We start from the raw sequence: 14,999 nt of genomic DNA, 5'->3' as shown, positions 1-14,999 counted from the left end.
AGGCCGTATGAACTATCTTATTGTGGAAGACTTTTCCGGCCAGGCCGTGCCCTTTATTTTTCCGCGCCGGGTGGACCACGGCGACATGCGCGAGCAGTTGCCCTACGGCCAGGTACTCTCCTGCGGCGTGCTGGAACTGGGGCCCGACGGCTTCATCTGCTCCGGCGGCAACAATGAGCTGGGCGTCAAGGCGCGGCCCGAGGAGGATGCGGCGATTATCGCCGAGGCCCTCCGGCGGCGGCTGCGAAGGTAGACGCCCGCGCCGGAAGCCAAGGCGCCTTTAGCCGTTCGCGAGCAAAGCGAGCGTTGCTGTCCTTATCCGTACGGCTCCTTTGTCGCACGGCTAAGGCAAGGCCTTCGGCCAACGGCTGCCGCAAGGACAGCGGCACTACGGATGACGACAACAACGACAAGCTGAAGGCAGCGTCAACTCCGAGAATGTCGATTCTCAAAGGCAATCTGTTCCGCAGTCAAGGCTCTTGCATGATCCGCTCCGCCCCGAACCGCGTTCCCGGCCTCATCGTGGGCGGAACCGGCAGCAACGCCGGTAAAACCGTCACCACCCTGGCCCTGCTCTGCGCCCTGCAGGACAGGGGCCTGCGGGTCCATGCCGCCAAGACCGGCCCGGACTTCATCGATACCGCCTTTCACGCCGCGCTGACTGGCGCGCCCGCCGCCAACCTGGACGTCTGGATGTGCCGCGCGTCCCGGCCGAACCGCGCGGGAGAGCCGTTGCGCCGCATCCCCCAGGGGCTGGCCCGGATCTTTGCCCGCATGCGGGCCCCCGGAATGGACGGCCGGGCCCCGGATATCCTGGTGGTGGAGGGGGCCATGGGCCTCTACGACGGCGGCGCTGGAGGCTCCGGCTGCACGGCCCAGTTGGCAGCCCTGCTGGGCCTGCCCGTGCTGCTGGTGCTCAATGCCCACGGCCTGGGCCAGTCCGTGGCCGCCCTGGCGGAAGGCTTTCTGCGCCATCGCCCGGCCTGGAACGCAGGCACGGGACAACCCGCCTTTGCCGGAATGATCTGCACCCACGCGGGCAGCGAAAAGCACAGGGAAATTCTACGCCAGGCCCTGGCCCCATTGGTTGCGGATACGGGCGTGCCCCTGCTGGGCCTTTTACCGCGCGACGGCGCGCCGAGGCTGGAATCCCGCCATCTGGGCCTGGTGGAGGCGCGCGAATCCCTGTCCGGCCTGGACCGGGGCGCGCTGGCCGCCTGGCTGGAAACGCATTGCGATCTGGACGAGCTATTGTGTAGCCTGGGCGCGCCCTTGGGCAACAGGCCCCAAACCGCCCTCCAAACAACCCCATCGACCGTTTCCGCCGCTGGGGGCACAACGGCCGCAGCAGCCCGCTTTTTTCCGCCCCGCGTCCGCGCCGGGGAAAACGCGGGCCCTGCCGCACGACAAGTCCGGCCTCTGCTGGGCGTGGCACGAGACGCGGCCTTCAGTTTCTGCTATGCGGATCTGCCCGCCCTGCTGCAGGAACTGGGCGCGGACCTGGCTTTTTTCTCGCCGCTCAGTGATGCCGCGCCGCCGCCGGGCTGTTGCGGGCTCTATTTTCCCGGCGGCTACCCCGAGCTGCATGCCACCCAGCTGGCCGCCAATACCACCATGCGCGCGGCCCTGCGAGACATGGCGGCCCAAGGCCTGCCCATCTACGGCGAATGCGGGGGCTACATCTACCTGATGCGCGAACTGCGTCTGGAGGGACAAGGCCACGCCATGAGCGGCCTGCTGCCGCTGGATTGCCGCATGGGCGACCGGCTGGCGGCGCTGGGTTACCGTGCGGCCCGGGCCTTGCCCGGCTGGCCCGCCAATGTCGATATCCCGGCCGGCATCATACGGGTGCGCGGCCATGAGTTTCACTATGGCCGCCTGACTCAAACGGAACTGCCGCCCGGCTGCGCGCCCCTCTGGCAGCTGAGCGACAGCAAGGGCGCGCCCCTGGGACCGGAAGGCTGCCGCCGGGGTTGTGTGGCCGGTTCCTGGCTGCATCTCTACCCGGAAGGCGCGCGGAACTTCTGGCGGGCATGGCTCGCCGCCCTGCCCGCGTCCGGCATTCTAGCCGGTAAGCCCTGAGAGGAACATATGCCTACCGTAGAACTGGACCCGGCCTGCACGCCGCAGGAAATTGAAGCCCGCTCCTTTGCCATTATCGACGCGGAAATTCCCGAACCGCGCCCCTTCAGCGGCGGGCTCTGGGAGGTGGCCCGGCGTTGCGTGCACACCTTGGGCGATACGGAGATCGTTGCGGATTTGCGCTTGAGCCGGGACGGCCTTGCGGCGGGCGTGGCGGCTTTGCGCCGGGGCTGCACGGTCTATACGGACACGCGCATGGCCGCCGCCGGGCTGCCTCTGCGCCGCCTGACCCCTCTGGGCGTCACGGTGACGCCGCTCATGGGCCTGCCGGGACTGGAAGAGATCTCCCGCCGCCGGGGCGTCACGCGTTCCCGCGCGGGAATCGACATGATCGCGGACAGGCTGGCCGGGCAGATCATGGTCATCGGCAATGCGCCCACGGCCCTGCTGGCCCTGTTGGAGGCGCTGAGCCAAGGCGCGCCCGCGCCCGCCCTGGTTGTGGGCATGCCTGTGGGATTTGTGAACGCGGCCCAGTCCAAGGAACTGTTGCGGCAAAGCCCCTGGCCGCATTTCACTTTGCTGGGCCGCAAGGGAGGTTCGGCCGTGGCCGCCGCCTGCGTCAACGCGCTGGCGGAACTGGCCCTGGCGAAGAACGCCTGATCCCGGAAAAAGGGGACGCCACGCTACGTGTCCGTACGCACGTCATCCCAGGCGGCGTCCATGTAGCGGATGAGCCAGTTGAACATTCTGTGCCGTTCCACGACCACGCCGGGATCAAGCCCGGCCGGAGCGTCCCGGACTTTGATCCGCGCATCCGCGCAGGCCCAGTCATAGCGATAGATGCGGTCCGCCTCGTCCAGAATCTGCGACGGCGCGCGCAGGCGGCAAGACCGCAAAAAACCCGGATAATCGCCGCAACCACGCACCATGGCGGCCATCCCCCCGACATCACAGACAGCCCCCGGGTAGGCCAGCGTATCCACGAGACCGAGGGCCCACAGGCCGACCCAGGCGCATTCATAGCGCCAGGTGAAGTCGGCGAGACTCCTCCCCTCCGGGGCCGGGCCGCTGATGAAGGCCCGCTCCCCGGGGCTGAGAAAATCCCGGGCGCTGTACTGCTCAAGCAAATCCACAATACTCGCGCGCGCGGCCTCCACGCCCCGGCTGGAAACAAGCTCCGCAAACACCGAAGTGAGCAGGATGCCCAGCGTGCGCTGCGCCACCTCCTCCACGGAACGCGGCAGATAGGCCGCATCGCCCACAATGGGCGGCAGGGAGGCGCTGATGGGCACGCCCTCCGCAGCCAGACGCGTGTTGTTCCGCTCCTTGCGCTCTTCGCCCGATGCCGTGGCCTTGGGTGGAACAAGCAGGGCCGCGGGCGCGGTGACGGTCCAGGAGTCGAAATCCGACTCCCCGTCGGCATTGAAGACTGTCGCGCCGTCAGCGGTATACAGATCGGCCGGGGGCAGAAAAATCAGCCCGTGCCCTTCGCCCGCGACAGCCATGACGGCCCCGAAGGTGGCGGCGTCCATATCCTTGTCCGCCACTACGCCTACACAGAGCGTGAAAACCTTGATCTGAGCCAGCAGGGATTGTTTCAGACTTTCCTTGTCCGTGGGAATGGCGGCGAAGAAGTCATGCATGCCCTGCATCATTTCTGTAAAAGACGCGCCGTCCACATCACGCGACTTCAGATGAAAGGCTATGTGTCGCCGGGACAGCAGCTTCCGCCTTGCGGCAATAAGCGTGTCACCGCGATTTTCAAGGGACCAGCCGGAAAGCAGCCTGGCCAGAAGAGGAAAAAAATCATCTCTGGAGGCCAGCGTCATATACAAGGTGCACTGTTGCATCCTTCCCTCCGGTCCGCTGTGTTTTTCTCAAAAAAAAGCCCGGCGCACGTCCCGGGCTACTTCTGGTCCGGCCCGTCCCGCGCGTCGCCCGGAACCGGCGGTTCCGAGACGTCATCCGATTCCGCACCCGGTTCCGCGCCGCCCACATCCAGCACCGGCGGCAGAGCTTTCACACTTTCCGCCTCCACCAGCATGACGCGCTGTTCCTCGCTCCGCGGCAGGGGAACGCAACCCTTGTCCACCAGCACAATGCCGGTGCGCTCCAGCACTTCCCGGCGGAAAGCGTATTCCTGCTCCATGCGGCGCTGGCGGTAGACGAACCAGCGGTGCCCCAGGAAACAGACGGCCAGCAGAGCCGTAGCGCTGCCCACGATCCAGGGAATATAGGCCGTCAGCGCGCCGCCCAGGCGGACCAGGGCGGAAAAAGCCCCGTCCACAAAGAAGAGCCCCGCGCCCAGCAGAAGAATGCCCAACAACAGCACAACCGTGGGCGCGTTGCGCACCATGGCGTAAAAACGCTGCAAGCGTTCGGGCACCGCGGCACTGTCCGCGCCGTCCTGCTCCCCTTCCAGCGTATGGGAAAGCCAGCGACCCGTGAGGTGCACCACCAGCAAAAGGGCCACCGGCGCGAGCACCGCGGCCAGCGCCCAGATCAGCCAGGGAAAGCGGGCCACCGGCGGCCCGCCGGGCGTCTCGGGCGCGGCATGCACCAGGCCGTAGAAAAAAGACACGCCGCCCACGATCATCTCCACGAAAAGCACGGCGATCAGCAGATAAAACAGCATATCCTTATGTTCTCCGGCATACCAGGGCCGGACGCGGCCGCGCGTCGTCCCGCCGGGTGCGGCCTGGGTGTCGGCGGTCTTTTCCGCATTGGCATCCGGTTGGGAAGGCCCTCTGGGATCTCGGGAGGAATGGTCGGGAGACGTCTTCATGACATACCTCAATGCGGCAAAGCATACGTGTCCGGTCCGCATCCGGCAAGTCCCCGCCCTTGCCCCCGGCGGCCATCTGGCTTACCCTACGGCGTACAGGCAAAGGGGGCGACATGCATGTTCTGGTAACCGGCGCTGCCGGCTTCATCGGCTATCATCTGGCCCGGCGGCTGCTGGCTGACGGGCACACTGTGGTAGGCATCGACAATTGCAACGACTACTATGACGTGCAGTTGAAAAAGGACCGGCTGGCCGCCCTGCAAGCCCTGCCCGAGGCCCCCGCCCGCTTTCGCTTCGAGCTTCTGGACCTGGCCGACGGCGGGGGCATGGCCGAACTTTTCCGGCGCGGGCGTTTCAGCCACGTGGTCAATCTGGCGGCCCAGGCCGGAGTGCGCTACAGCCTGCAAAATCCAGCTTCCTACGTCAATTCCAACCTGGCGGGCTTCGGCAATCTGCTGGAAGGCTGCCGCCACAACGGAGTGGAGCATCTGCTCTTCGCCTCCTCCTCCTCGGTCTACGGCCTCAACGCCGCCCGCCCCTATTCCGTGCACCATAACGTGGACCATCCGGTGAGCCTGTACGCGGCCACCAAGAAGAGCAACGAACTCATGGCCCATGCCTACAGCCACCTCTACCGCCTGCCCTGCACGGGCCTGCGCTTTTTCACGGTCTACGGCCCCTGGGGCCGCCCGGACATGGCCCTGCATCTCTTTACCACGGCCATTGTGCGGGGCGAAGCCATCAAGGTCTTCAACGAGGGCCGCATGCGCCGCGACTTCACCTATATCGATGACATCGTGGAAGGCGTGGTCCGCCTGCTGCCCCTGATTCCCGCGCCCGACCCGGCCTTCGACGCCGCCGCGCCCGACCCGGCCTCCAGTTCCGCGCCCTGGCGCATCTATAATATCGGCAATAACCAGACTGTGGAACTCAACGAGTTCATCGCCGTACTGGAAGAGGCCCTGGGCAGGACCGCCCGCAAGGAGCTGCTGCCCATGCAGCCCGGCGACGTGGAAGCCACCTGGGCCGACATCGATGCCCTGACCGCCGCCACCGGCTTTGCCCCCGTGACCCCACTGCGCGAGGGCATCGCCCGCTTTGTGGACTGGTACAAAGAGTATTACAAGATATGAACACACAGGACATACAGCCCGCCACGCCGCGCAAGCCCGAAATTCTCGCCCCGGCCGGGGACACGCCCTCCTTTCTGGCCGCCCTGGCCGCCGGAGCCGACGCCGTCTATCTGGGCCTGAAACATTTTTCCGCCCGCATGCAGGCGGAAAACTTCGGCCTTACCGAATTGTCGCGGCTCACGGATCTGGCCCACGCCGAAAACGCGCGTGTCTACGTGGCCATGAACATCCTGGTCAAGCCCGGCGAAAATGCCGCCGCCTACCGCCTGGCCGCGCGCCTGGCCCGTCAGGTGCGCCCGGACGGCCTGATCATCCAGGATCTGGCCATGCTGGATCTGGCCCGGCAGGCCGGGTTCGAGGGCGGCCTGTTTCTATCCACCCTGGCCAATCTGACCCATCCCGAAGCGCTGACTCAGGCCAAAGCCCTGGGCGCGAACCGCGTCATCCTGCCGCGCGAGCTGTCCATCGACGAAATCCGGCGCATGGGCGAAGCCTGCCCCGAGGGCCTCGACCTGGAATGCTTCATCCACGGGGCCCTGTGCTACTGTGTGTCCGGGCGTTGCTACTGGTCCAGCTACATGGGCGGCAAAAGCGGCCTGCGCGGCCGTTGCGTGCAGCCCTGCCGCCGCATCTACCGCCAGGGCGGCGCGGCGGCCCAGGCCCTTTTCCGCAATGCGGAAAACGAGGAGCGCGAAGCCGCCCGCCGCGACGGGAAAAAGGCGCGCGACGGGCGCGACGGCCGGTCCTCCCGCCAGATGCGCCCCCCGGCGCGCGGCAAGGAACACAGCGGGCGCTTTTTCTCCTGCCTGGACCTTTCCCTGGACGTGCTGGCCAAGACCCTGCTGGACATCCCGCACCTGGTATCCTGGAAAATCGAAGGCCGCAAAAAAGGCCCGCATTACGTCTACCATGTGGTCACGGCCTACCGCATGCTGCGGGACAACCCCGGCGACTCCAAGGCCCGCAAGACCGCCGAGGAAATTCTGGAAATGGCCCTGGGCCGCCCCGGCAGCCGGGCGCGCTTTCTGCCCCAGAAAAACAACGTGCCCACCACGCCCGACGGCCAGACCAGTTCGGGCCTGCTGGCGGGCAAAATCCGGGTGGAGCCCGACGGCCGCCTCGTGCTCAAGCCGCATTTCGAACTGCTGCCGCAGGATTATCTGCGCATAGGCGTTGAGGACGAGCGCTGGCACGCCACCCTGCCCGTGACCCGGCGCATTCCCAAGGCCGGAAGCCTGATCCTGCGCCTGCCCAAGCACAAGACGCCCAAGGCCGGCACGCCGGTCTTTCTTATCGACCGGCGCGAGCCTGAACTCATGCGCTTGCTCACGTCCTGGCAGGCGCGGCTGGACGCCCTGCCCGGCCGCCCCAGCAAGGCCGTGGACAGTGCCCCCCGCCTGCCCAGGGCCGTGAAGCCCAGGCCTAGGGCGGACATGCTGCTGCGCGCCAGCCTGCCCCAGGGCCGTGAAACGCGTGGCGGGCGCAATCAGCTGCTGGCTCTCTGGCTTTCGCCGCGCAGCGCGGAAATTTCGCGCACCGTGGCCCCGCGCGTGGCCTGGTGGCTGCCGCCCGTCATCTGGCCTGAAGAGGAAGACGGTCTGCGCCGCATGATCGCCCGCCTCTGGCGCGACGGCGCGCGGCATTTCGTCTGCAACGCGCCCTGGCAGCGCGGCTTTTTCCCGGATGCGCTGCCCGAGGACGCCGACCTGCTGGCCGGGCCCTTCTGCAATGCGGCCAATGCGCCCGCTCTGGGCATGCTGGCAGGCATGGGTTTCACCGGGGCTTTCGTCAGCCCGGAACTGGCCCGCGAGGACCTGCTGGCCCTGCCGGAACAGAGCCCCCTGCCCCTGGGCGCGGTGCTCAGCGGATTCTGGCCCGTGGGCCTCAGCCGTTTTGGCCTGCTGGGCGTCAAGGCCAACGAGCCGTTCATGAGTCCCAAGGGCGAGGTTTTCTGGGCTCGCCAGTACGGCGGCAATGTCTGGATCTATCCCGGCTGGCCCTTGGACCTCACGGCCAAGCGCCAGGAGCTGACGGCCGCGGGTTACGGCTTTTTCGTCCATATTCAGGAGAATCCGCCCGCCGGTCTGCCGGAGGCGCGGCGGCAGGGGTTGTTTAACTGGGACGGCTCCCTCCTTTAGAGGGTGTCGTCATGCGTGTCTTTTCGGTTATCTCTGCGTCAAACTTCGCCTTTTATTCCAGTTGAGTACCAGAAGAGTACACTCCTTTCATAAAAGGCTCGTTCTCCTTGATATAACACGAAAATCCATCTCATGACGGCACCCTCTAGTGTCTAATTTGAAAAATTAGACACATAAAACCCGTAGGGTTTTACGGCGGTGAAGCCGCCGTGAGTCAGCGAAAAACCACGTTTTTCCGCTGACGATCCTGCGAAAATTGAGAGCATAATTATGCTCGAAATTTTTGCAATCAGACACTAGAAACAGCTCCCAGGAAGCGGCAAAAATTCTCTATTACTCGACGCTTCCTCCGGAGCTTTCCTTACCGGCGACAAAAAATCTTGAATGCGCATTGGGGATACGACGGATCAGCACGATAAAAATGAACGAGCAAGAAAGCATCAGCGCGGCCCGCGCCGCTTTTCCGCGCGGGTTGGAGCAGCCCGGCGGGGCTCTGCGCTTCGGGCTGGACGCGCTCTTGCTGGCGGCCTTCGCGGCCCGGCATTGCGAGGAACGCCGCGCCCGCCTCTCCCAAGCGACAGCCCAAACCTTGCGCCTGTCCGTTGCGGAACTGGGTTGCGGTTGCGGGGCGGCCCTGCTGGCCCTGGCCCTGCGTTGCCCCGAAGTAAGCGGCCAGGGACTGGAGCGGGAAGAAAGCCTGCTGACGGCTGCCCGGCGCAATGCCGTTACCCTGGGCCTGGAGCGGCGCCTGCGCTTTCTGCATACGGACCTTGCGGAGTTACGGCCTGAATCGGAAAGAGAGCTCGCACCGGATCTGGTGCTGGCCAACCCGCCCTACGGCTTGCCGGGGCGGGGCAGAATGTCGCCCTCGGCCATGCGGGAGCGTGCGCTGCGCGACGCCGACGCTCTGCGCGTTTTCTGCCGCGCCGCCGCCCGGCTTCTGCCCTATCGGGGACATTTTTTCTGCATTTTCGAGGCCCGTTCCCTGTCCCGGCTCTGCGCCGCGCTCGGCGAAGCCCGCCTGGGCCCGCGCCGCATCGTTCCCGTGCGACCCCACAGCCACAGCCCGGCCACGCGCTTGCTGGTGGAGGCCCGCAAGGACGCCGCCGCCGAGCTGCGCCTGGAAGCCCCGCTGACCCTACACCGCAAACAATCGCGCCAAGCCGCGCGGGCCGTGCCTTTCTGGACTTCGCGGGCTCTGGCTTTCTGCCCCTGGCTGACCGCCACAACATGAGGTTACACATGAATTTTATTGCGGACCTGCACATCCATTCGCGTTTCTCCCGGGCCACCAGCAAGCAGCTCAATCCCCGCCATCTGGCGGCCTGGGCGCGCTGCAAAGGCATCGACGTGCTGGGCACCGGCGATTTCACCCATCCGCAATGGCGGGCCGAGCTGCGCGAGCAGATGGTTTTCGACGAAGCCAGCGGCCTCTACCGTCTGAAGGGCGAGCCGGAGGAACTGGACTTTCTCGGCGGCGCGCGCCCCCGCCCCCATGAGGGCGGCAAAGAGCCGCTGTTCTGCCTGCAGGCGGAGATCAGCTCCATCTACAAACGCCACGGCAAGGTGCGCAAGGTGCACAACCTGCTCTTCGTGCCCAGCCTGGAAGACGCGGACCGCCTTTCCGAACGCCTGGCCCAGATCGGCAATCTCAATTCCGACGGGCGGCCCATTCTGGGCCTGGATTCGCGCGACCTGCTGGAAATCATGCTCGAAACCGTGCCGCAGGGCGTGCTGGTGCCCGCCCATGTCTGGACGCCCTGGTTCGCCCTGTTCGGCTCCAAATCCGGCTTTGATCGTCTGGAGGACTGCTTCGCCGACCTTTCCGAGCATGTTTTCGCCCTGGAAACCGGCCTCTCCTCGGACCCGGCCATGAACCGCCTGATCAGCGGGTTGGACGGCTATGCCCTGATTTCCAATTCCGACGCCCATTCCGGAGCCAACCTGGGTCGCGAGGCCAATCTTTTTGCCGGGCCGCCTTCTTACGCGGGCATGTTCACGGCCCTGCGCGCGGCGGCCAGGCGCGAATCCCAGGAAAACCTGGACTGCCGTTTTCTGGGCACCATGGAATTCTATCCCGAAGAAGGCAAATACCATCTGGACGGGCACCGGGCCTGCAACGTGGTGCTGGAACCGCGCGATGCCCTGGCCCTGGACAATATCTGCCCGGTCTGCGGCAAGCCCCTGACCGTGGGCGTGCTGCACCGCGTGCTGGAACTGGCCGACCGCGAAACTCCGGCCCAACTGCCCCTGGAGCCCGAGGCCCAGCCCCTGATTCCCCTGCCGGAGGTGGTGGGTGAAATTCTGGGCGTGGGCTCCGGCTCGCGCAAGGTGCAGGAGCGTTACAGCCGCCTGCTGCGCGAACTGGGGCCGGAGCTGGATATCCTCTGCCACCTGCCGGAAGCGGATATCCGCGCCCACTGGGAGCCTCTGGGCGAGGCCGTGGCCCGCATGCGGCGCGGCCAGGTCATCCGCCAGGGCGGATTTGACGGCCAATACGGCGTGGTGCGCGTGTTCGAGCCCGAAGAACTGCGCGACGTGCGCGGGGGCGGCCAGAGCCTGCCGGGCCTGGAACGCTCCGCCGCCAGGTCCGGACGCCCGCGTAAGGCTGCCGCCGCGGTTCCTGCCGCAAGCGGCGCGGGGAACGGCCTGCCACTGCTGGCTCTGGCCAAGCCCGCGCCGGGCAAGGGTCATGAGACGCAGCACACCGGACTTGCGGGATACGCGGGACACGCGGGGCACTCTGAACCGGCAGAGCAACCCGCGTCCGCCACGCTGTTTTCCGAGGAGCAGAATGCGGCCCTGAACGCGGGGCCCGGCCCGGTGCTGATTCTGGCCGGTCCGGGCGCGGGCAAGACCCGCGTGCTCATCGGCCGCCTGCAGCGGTTGCTGGAAGAAGGCGCGCGGCCCCAGGATCTGTTGGCCGTGACCTTTACCCGCCGGGCCGCCGGGGAACTGCGGGAACGCCTCAGCGCGGCCCTGCCGCATTTGTCCCGCCTGCCGCAATGCGACACCCTGCACGGCCTGGCCTGGGGCGAATTGCGCAAAGCGGAACCGCACTGCCTGCTCCTGGCCGAGGACGCGGCCTTCCGCCTGTTCAGCGCGGCCAATGCGGACCAGCCCGCCCGGCGGCTGCGCACACTCTGGGACGCCCTGAATCTGGCCCGCGAAAGTCGGAAGGAACCGGCGCAAGGCAGTGATCTGGACGAGGCCGCCGCGCGCTACCGGCAACGCAAAAACGCCCAGAGCGGCGTCCGCTATGTGGATTACGCCGATCTGCTGGACTGGCTGCTGGAACAGGCGCCCAATCTGGCCCAAAGGCCGGACGGGCCCTGGCGGCATGTGCTGGTGGACGAGGTGCAGGACCTTTCACCCGTGCAGCTGACCGTGATTCGCGCCCTGCTGCCGCCGGACGGCCGGGGATTTTTCGGCATCGGCGACCCGGATCAGGCCATTTACGGCTTCCGTGGGGCCACGGGCCAGAGCGAGGATTCCCTGCGGGCCTGCTGGCCGACGCTTATGGTCTACAGGCTGGGACAAAGCTACCGCGCCAGCCAGGACGTACTGGACATGGCCCAGAATCTTCTGCAGGGCCGGGGCCGATGCGGAAATCTGCACGCGGCCAAGCCCCTGAGGGCCCAGTTGCAGCTTTTCGCCGCGCCGGACGAGCGGGCCGAAGCCCGCTGGCTGGCCGGGCGCGTGCAGCGGCTTATCGGGGCCACGGCCCACACTCTGTTGGACCAAGCCCAAAACCGCGCCGACGCCGGAGAACTGGACAACAGCCTGTCGCCGGGCGACGTGGCCGTGCTGGTACGCCTCAAGGCCCAGATTCCGCCCCTGCGCGCGGCCCTGGAACAAATGGGCATCCCCTGCGCGGCTCCGGCCCAGGAGGAATTCTGGCAGGAGCCGGTCTGCGCCCGCTTCCTGGCCCTGGCCGCCGGGCATTGCGGTTTTGCGGATATTCTGCCCACCCCGCCGGATCTGCCTGCCCCGGCCGCCCCGGCGGAGCCGTTGCCCTGGCCCGAGGGCAATCTGCCCAAGCCGCAGGAGATGACAACCTGGCTGGGCGCACAGGCCTGGACCGGGGAGCTCTTTTGCCAGAGCCGCCAGTGGCGGTCGCTCTGCCGCCTCTGGCAGGAATGCGGCGGCTGGCAGCCCCTTTTCCAGCGCATGGCCTGGCTGCATGAGGCGGAGTTGGTGCGGGCCAAAGCCGAGCAGGTTCAGATTCTCACCCTGCACGCTTCCAAGGGCCTGGAGTTTCAGGCGGTCTTTCTGCCCGGCCTGGAAAGCGGCCTGTTGCCCCTGCGGCGTGAACTGCTGTTTGAAAACGCGGCGGAGAACACTATGAACGACGCGGACGCAGCCGTTCCGGGCGTGGAAGCGGACCCGGAGGCCCGGCTTGCGGAAGAACGCCGCCTACTTTACGTGGGCCTGACCCGCGCCGCACGGGCGCTGTTTGTGAGCTATTGCGCCCGCCGCACCCTGTACGGCAGAAAACTACGCCTGGCACCGTCGCCCTTTTTGGCCCAGATCCGCGATTTCTGCCGCCAGAGTACCCTGACCCCGCACAAGCGCAAATCAGAGGAGCATCTTTCGCTCCTGGGATAGGGCAGTTAACGCATCTCACTGGAAGCTTTAACCCTCCCAAAGAGAGACAATAAAAAAGCTTTCAAATCCATGAGAACGGCTCCGATAGTGAGGGAACGGTCCCTGTGGGCATGCCACCCATGTAAAGCTACGTCATAACTAGAAACGGACTTGACCATAACGAATTTCTTGACTGAAAAATTTTTCAAGCTAGAGGTAATTTTTATGTATCAAGCTCTTCTTCATAAAATTCATATGCTGGGAGCTACATTGGTTATAGTTAAACTTAATGAGCCTCTGCTCCATATTAAAAATCCCTCTGATTACGAATTAAAAGTAATACGTGAAAAGAGATATTATTCTGAGTATCTTAACTTAAATCGAAAAAATGATCTTATTCAATATTATAATGATTATTATGATAATTTCGATGACATACAAAATATATATAGAACTACAGTTTTTGATTTTCGTCCAATAAAAAAATATGGAGTATATGTTCTTCCAAATGCAACATCAAAGTATTGTAATGTTGTCAATAACCATAGAGTAACGACTGACAACCCTGAAAATTATGAACATACAATATATTTTTTTGGATGTTGTTGTGCCTTTGGATTATGTGCTGAGGACAAGTTTACTGTAGAAAGTATATTACAGCGAAGAGTAAATGACGTATATAAAGATAAATTTCTTGTTGTTAATTCCTCCAGCAGAACACATTTTGATGATACATGCAGAGAAATATTGTCACCCAAATGCACATTTAACAAAAATGATATCATCATCATTATTACTACAAATACTGATTTTGATGAAAAAAAAATGTCTGAGGCGCTAACTGAATTTAAGGAAACGAATTCTTTTTATTATCGTGATCTTTCAAATATTTTTCAACGCCCTCATGATATGGGAGAAATATTTTTTGACACAGGCCATATGTCACATAAGGGATATATGATATTGGCTAAACATATTTTTAATATAGTTTCAACAATAACAAGCGATAGAGAAAAAAATAAAAAATCAGCTATACCGCATGATTTAATACCATATATGAACTACTTAACTATGCTTAATAAAAGGAGAGAAAAATATCAAGGAAAGGGCAAAAAGCATATTGGCTCTCTTGTTATGAACTGTAATCCATTTACAATAGGACATAAATACCTTGTTGAAGAAGCATTAAAACATTGTGATTTTTTGTATGTTTTTATTCTTGATGAGGATAAATCCTTTTTTAACTTTGATGACAGGATTACCATGGTCAAACTAGGACTGATCGATATGATAAATATAATCGTAGTACCAAGTGGAAAAACAATAATTTCTACTGCAACTCTCCCTGAATATTTTTCAAAAGATCAAATTCAGGACATTAAAGTTGATGTAAGCCATGATTTAGACTTATTCTGTCAAATAATAGCTCCTGAACTACATATCTCTAAACGCTTCGCAGGAGATGAGCCTTTCTGCAAAATAACAAGACAATATAATGAAGGAATGAAAAAGACACTGCCAATGTATGGAATAGAATTTATTGAATTTCCAAGATTGGCAGTTGATGGACAAAAAGTGAGTGCTTCCAAAGTAAGAAAATGCATAGAAACAAATGACCTGAAATTATTAAAAAAAATTGTTCCATCAACTACCTATGATTTTTTAAAAGAGCGTCATTATATACAGTAACACACTATGCATATCAGAATTTACCATACAGTTTCCACTGGATGTTCATAGCTGACATAATTTATTACTCGAGCAGTTCACGCATAAAATGCGTCAGCTGCTCAAAAAGAACGGCGGCTTTCACAGCGAACTCGCCTTGAGAACGGCAGAATTTCCAAAGCCGCCGAGGCCCTTCCGGGCCGTCAATGCGAAAGCGCGCTATTCCTCAAGCCAGGAATCGTCTTCCAGAACCTTGTAGCCGCGCACAGTGAGGTAGAACACGCCGTCCCCCTCTTCCACCAAGCCGGTGACTTCCACGGGCACGCTGACCTCACCGGCCAGATCCATCCCGGCCCCGCGCGGCATCACGCGGTATTCCACATCATCCTGCACCACGGCCACCCTGGCCTGGCGCTCATCCACAGAACGCGGTACAGCCGTGACATAGCCTTTAACGGTAACGGGGCTCTTATTCATGCTCTGACATAGCCTCTGCAAGCTTTTTTTTGGCCTATAGCGCCTTTTGCGGCATGAGGCAAGAGAGTGCCGCAAACCAGCGCCCGGCGCGGCCTGACGGCCATTTTTCCTCTGGGCGCGCCTGCCCTC

At 62.3% G+C, this 14,999-nt stretch carries 11 protein-coding genes; 8 read left to right on the top strand and 3 right to left on the bottom strand.

The features are described from left to right. Positions 1-7: 7 nt before the first annotated feature. The 3 genes from HMPREF0326_RS03615 (at position 8) to HMPREF0326_RS03605 (ending at position 2,742) form a co-directional block, all read left to right on the top strand. Positions 8-253, top strand: coding sequence for a hypothetical protein (locus tag HMPREF0326_RS03615; RefSeq protein ID WP_008682968.1), 246 nt, complete (start codon positions 8-10; stop codon positions 251-253). Positions 254-483: 230 nt separating this feature from the next. After that, positions 484-2,082, top strand: a complete 1,599-nt coding sequence (locus HMPREF0326_RS03610) for a cobyrinate a,c-diamide synthase (RefSeq protein WP_020990213.1) — start codon at positions 484-486, stop codon at positions 2,080-2,082. 9 nt (positions 2,083-2,091) lie between these two features. After that, on the top strand, positions 2,092-2,742 hold the full coding sequence (locus HMPREF0326_RS03605; protein WP_008682965.1) for a precorrin-8X methylmutase: 651 nt from the start codon (positions 2,092-2,094) through the stop codon (positions 2,740-2,742). Between the two features lie 23 nt (positions 2,743-2,765). Here HMPREF0326_RS03605 and HMPREF0326_RS03600 read toward each other — a convergent pair whose 3' ends face one another. Beyond that, complete coding sequence (locus tag HMPREF0326_RS03600; protein ID WP_008682963.1) at positions 2,766-3,932, bottom strand: DUF4272 domain-containing protein; 1,167 nt, start codon at positions 3,930-3,932, stop codon at positions 2,766-2,768. 56 nt (positions 3,933-3,988) lie between these two features. Beyond that, a complete protein-coding gene (locus HMPREF0326_RS03595) occupies positions 3,989-4,867 on the bottom strand; it encodes a hypothetical protein (protein WP_020990212.1) in 879 nt (292 codons plus the stop codon). Between the two features lie 113 nt (positions 4,868-4,980). On the opposite strand from HMPREF0326_RS03595, the gene HMPREF0326_RS03590 reads away from it, so the two are divergent. The 5 genes from HMPREF0326_RS03590 to HMPREF0326_RS15835 all read left to right on the top strand — a co-directional run bounded on the left by HMPREF0326_RS03590 (position 4,981) and on the right by HMPREF0326_RS15835 (position 14,414). Then, complete coding sequence (locus tag HMPREF0326_RS03590) at positions 4,981-6,000, top strand: NAD-dependent epimerase (RefSeq protein WP_008682959.1); 1,020 nt, start codon at positions 4,981-4,983, stop codon at positions 5,998-6,000. Beyond that, positions 5,997-8,138: a peptidase U32 family protein gene (locus HMPREF0326_RS03585; protein ID WP_020990211.1), complete on the top strand. Its 2,142-nt coding sequence runs from the start codon at positions 5,997-5,999 to the stop codon at positions 8,136-8,138. The genes HMPREF0326_RS03590 and HMPREF0326_RS03585 overlap by 4 nt, the downstream gene beginning before the upstream one ends. A 421-nt stretch (positions 8,139-8,559) precedes the next feature. Then, positions 8,560-9,372 carry a methyltransferase gene (locus tag HMPREF0326_RS03580; protein ID WP_020990210.1) on the top strand — a complete coding sequence of 271 codons (813 nt, stop codon included), beginning with the start codon at positions 8,560-8,562 and terminating at the stop codon, positions 9,370-9,372. 8 nt (positions 9,373-9,380) lie between these two features. Next, positions 9,381-12,746 (top strand): UvrD-helicase domain-containing protein, encoded by a 3,366-nt coding sequence (locus HMPREF0326_RS03575; protein ID WP_020990209.1) that lies wholly within the window; start codon positions 9,381-9,383, stop codon positions 12,744-12,746. A 204-nt stretch (positions 12,747-12,950) separates the two neighbouring features. Further along, positions 12,951-14,414 carry an adenylyltransferase/cytidyltransferase family protein gene (locus tag HMPREF0326_RS15835; RefSeq protein ID WP_020990208.1) on the top strand — a complete coding sequence of 488 codons (1,464 nt, stop codon included), beginning with the start codon at positions 12,951-12,953 and terminating at the stop codon, positions 14,412-14,414. 198 nt (positions 14,415-14,612) lie between these two features. Here the strand turns inward: HMPREF0326_RS15835 and HMPREF0326_RS03570 are convergent, their stop codons facing one another. After that, entirely contained in the window at positions 14,613-14,870 is a 258-nt protein-coding gene (locus HMPREF0326_RS03570) for a hypothetical protein (protein ID WP_008682954.1), read from the bottom strand. Between the last annotated feature and the right edge of the window lie 129 nt (positions 14,871-14,999).

Origin of the sequence: Desulfovibrio sp. 3_1_syn3 (assembly GCF_000145315.2) — a bacterium.
Taxonomy (GTDB): domain Bacteria; phylum Desulfobacterota; class Desulfovibrionia; order Desulfovibrionales; family Desulfovibrionaceae; genus Desulfovibrio; species Desulfovibrio fairfieldensis.
The sequence above is the reverse complement of the archived record's forward strand: the minus strand, read 5'-3'. Positions and strand labels throughout refer to the sequence as shown.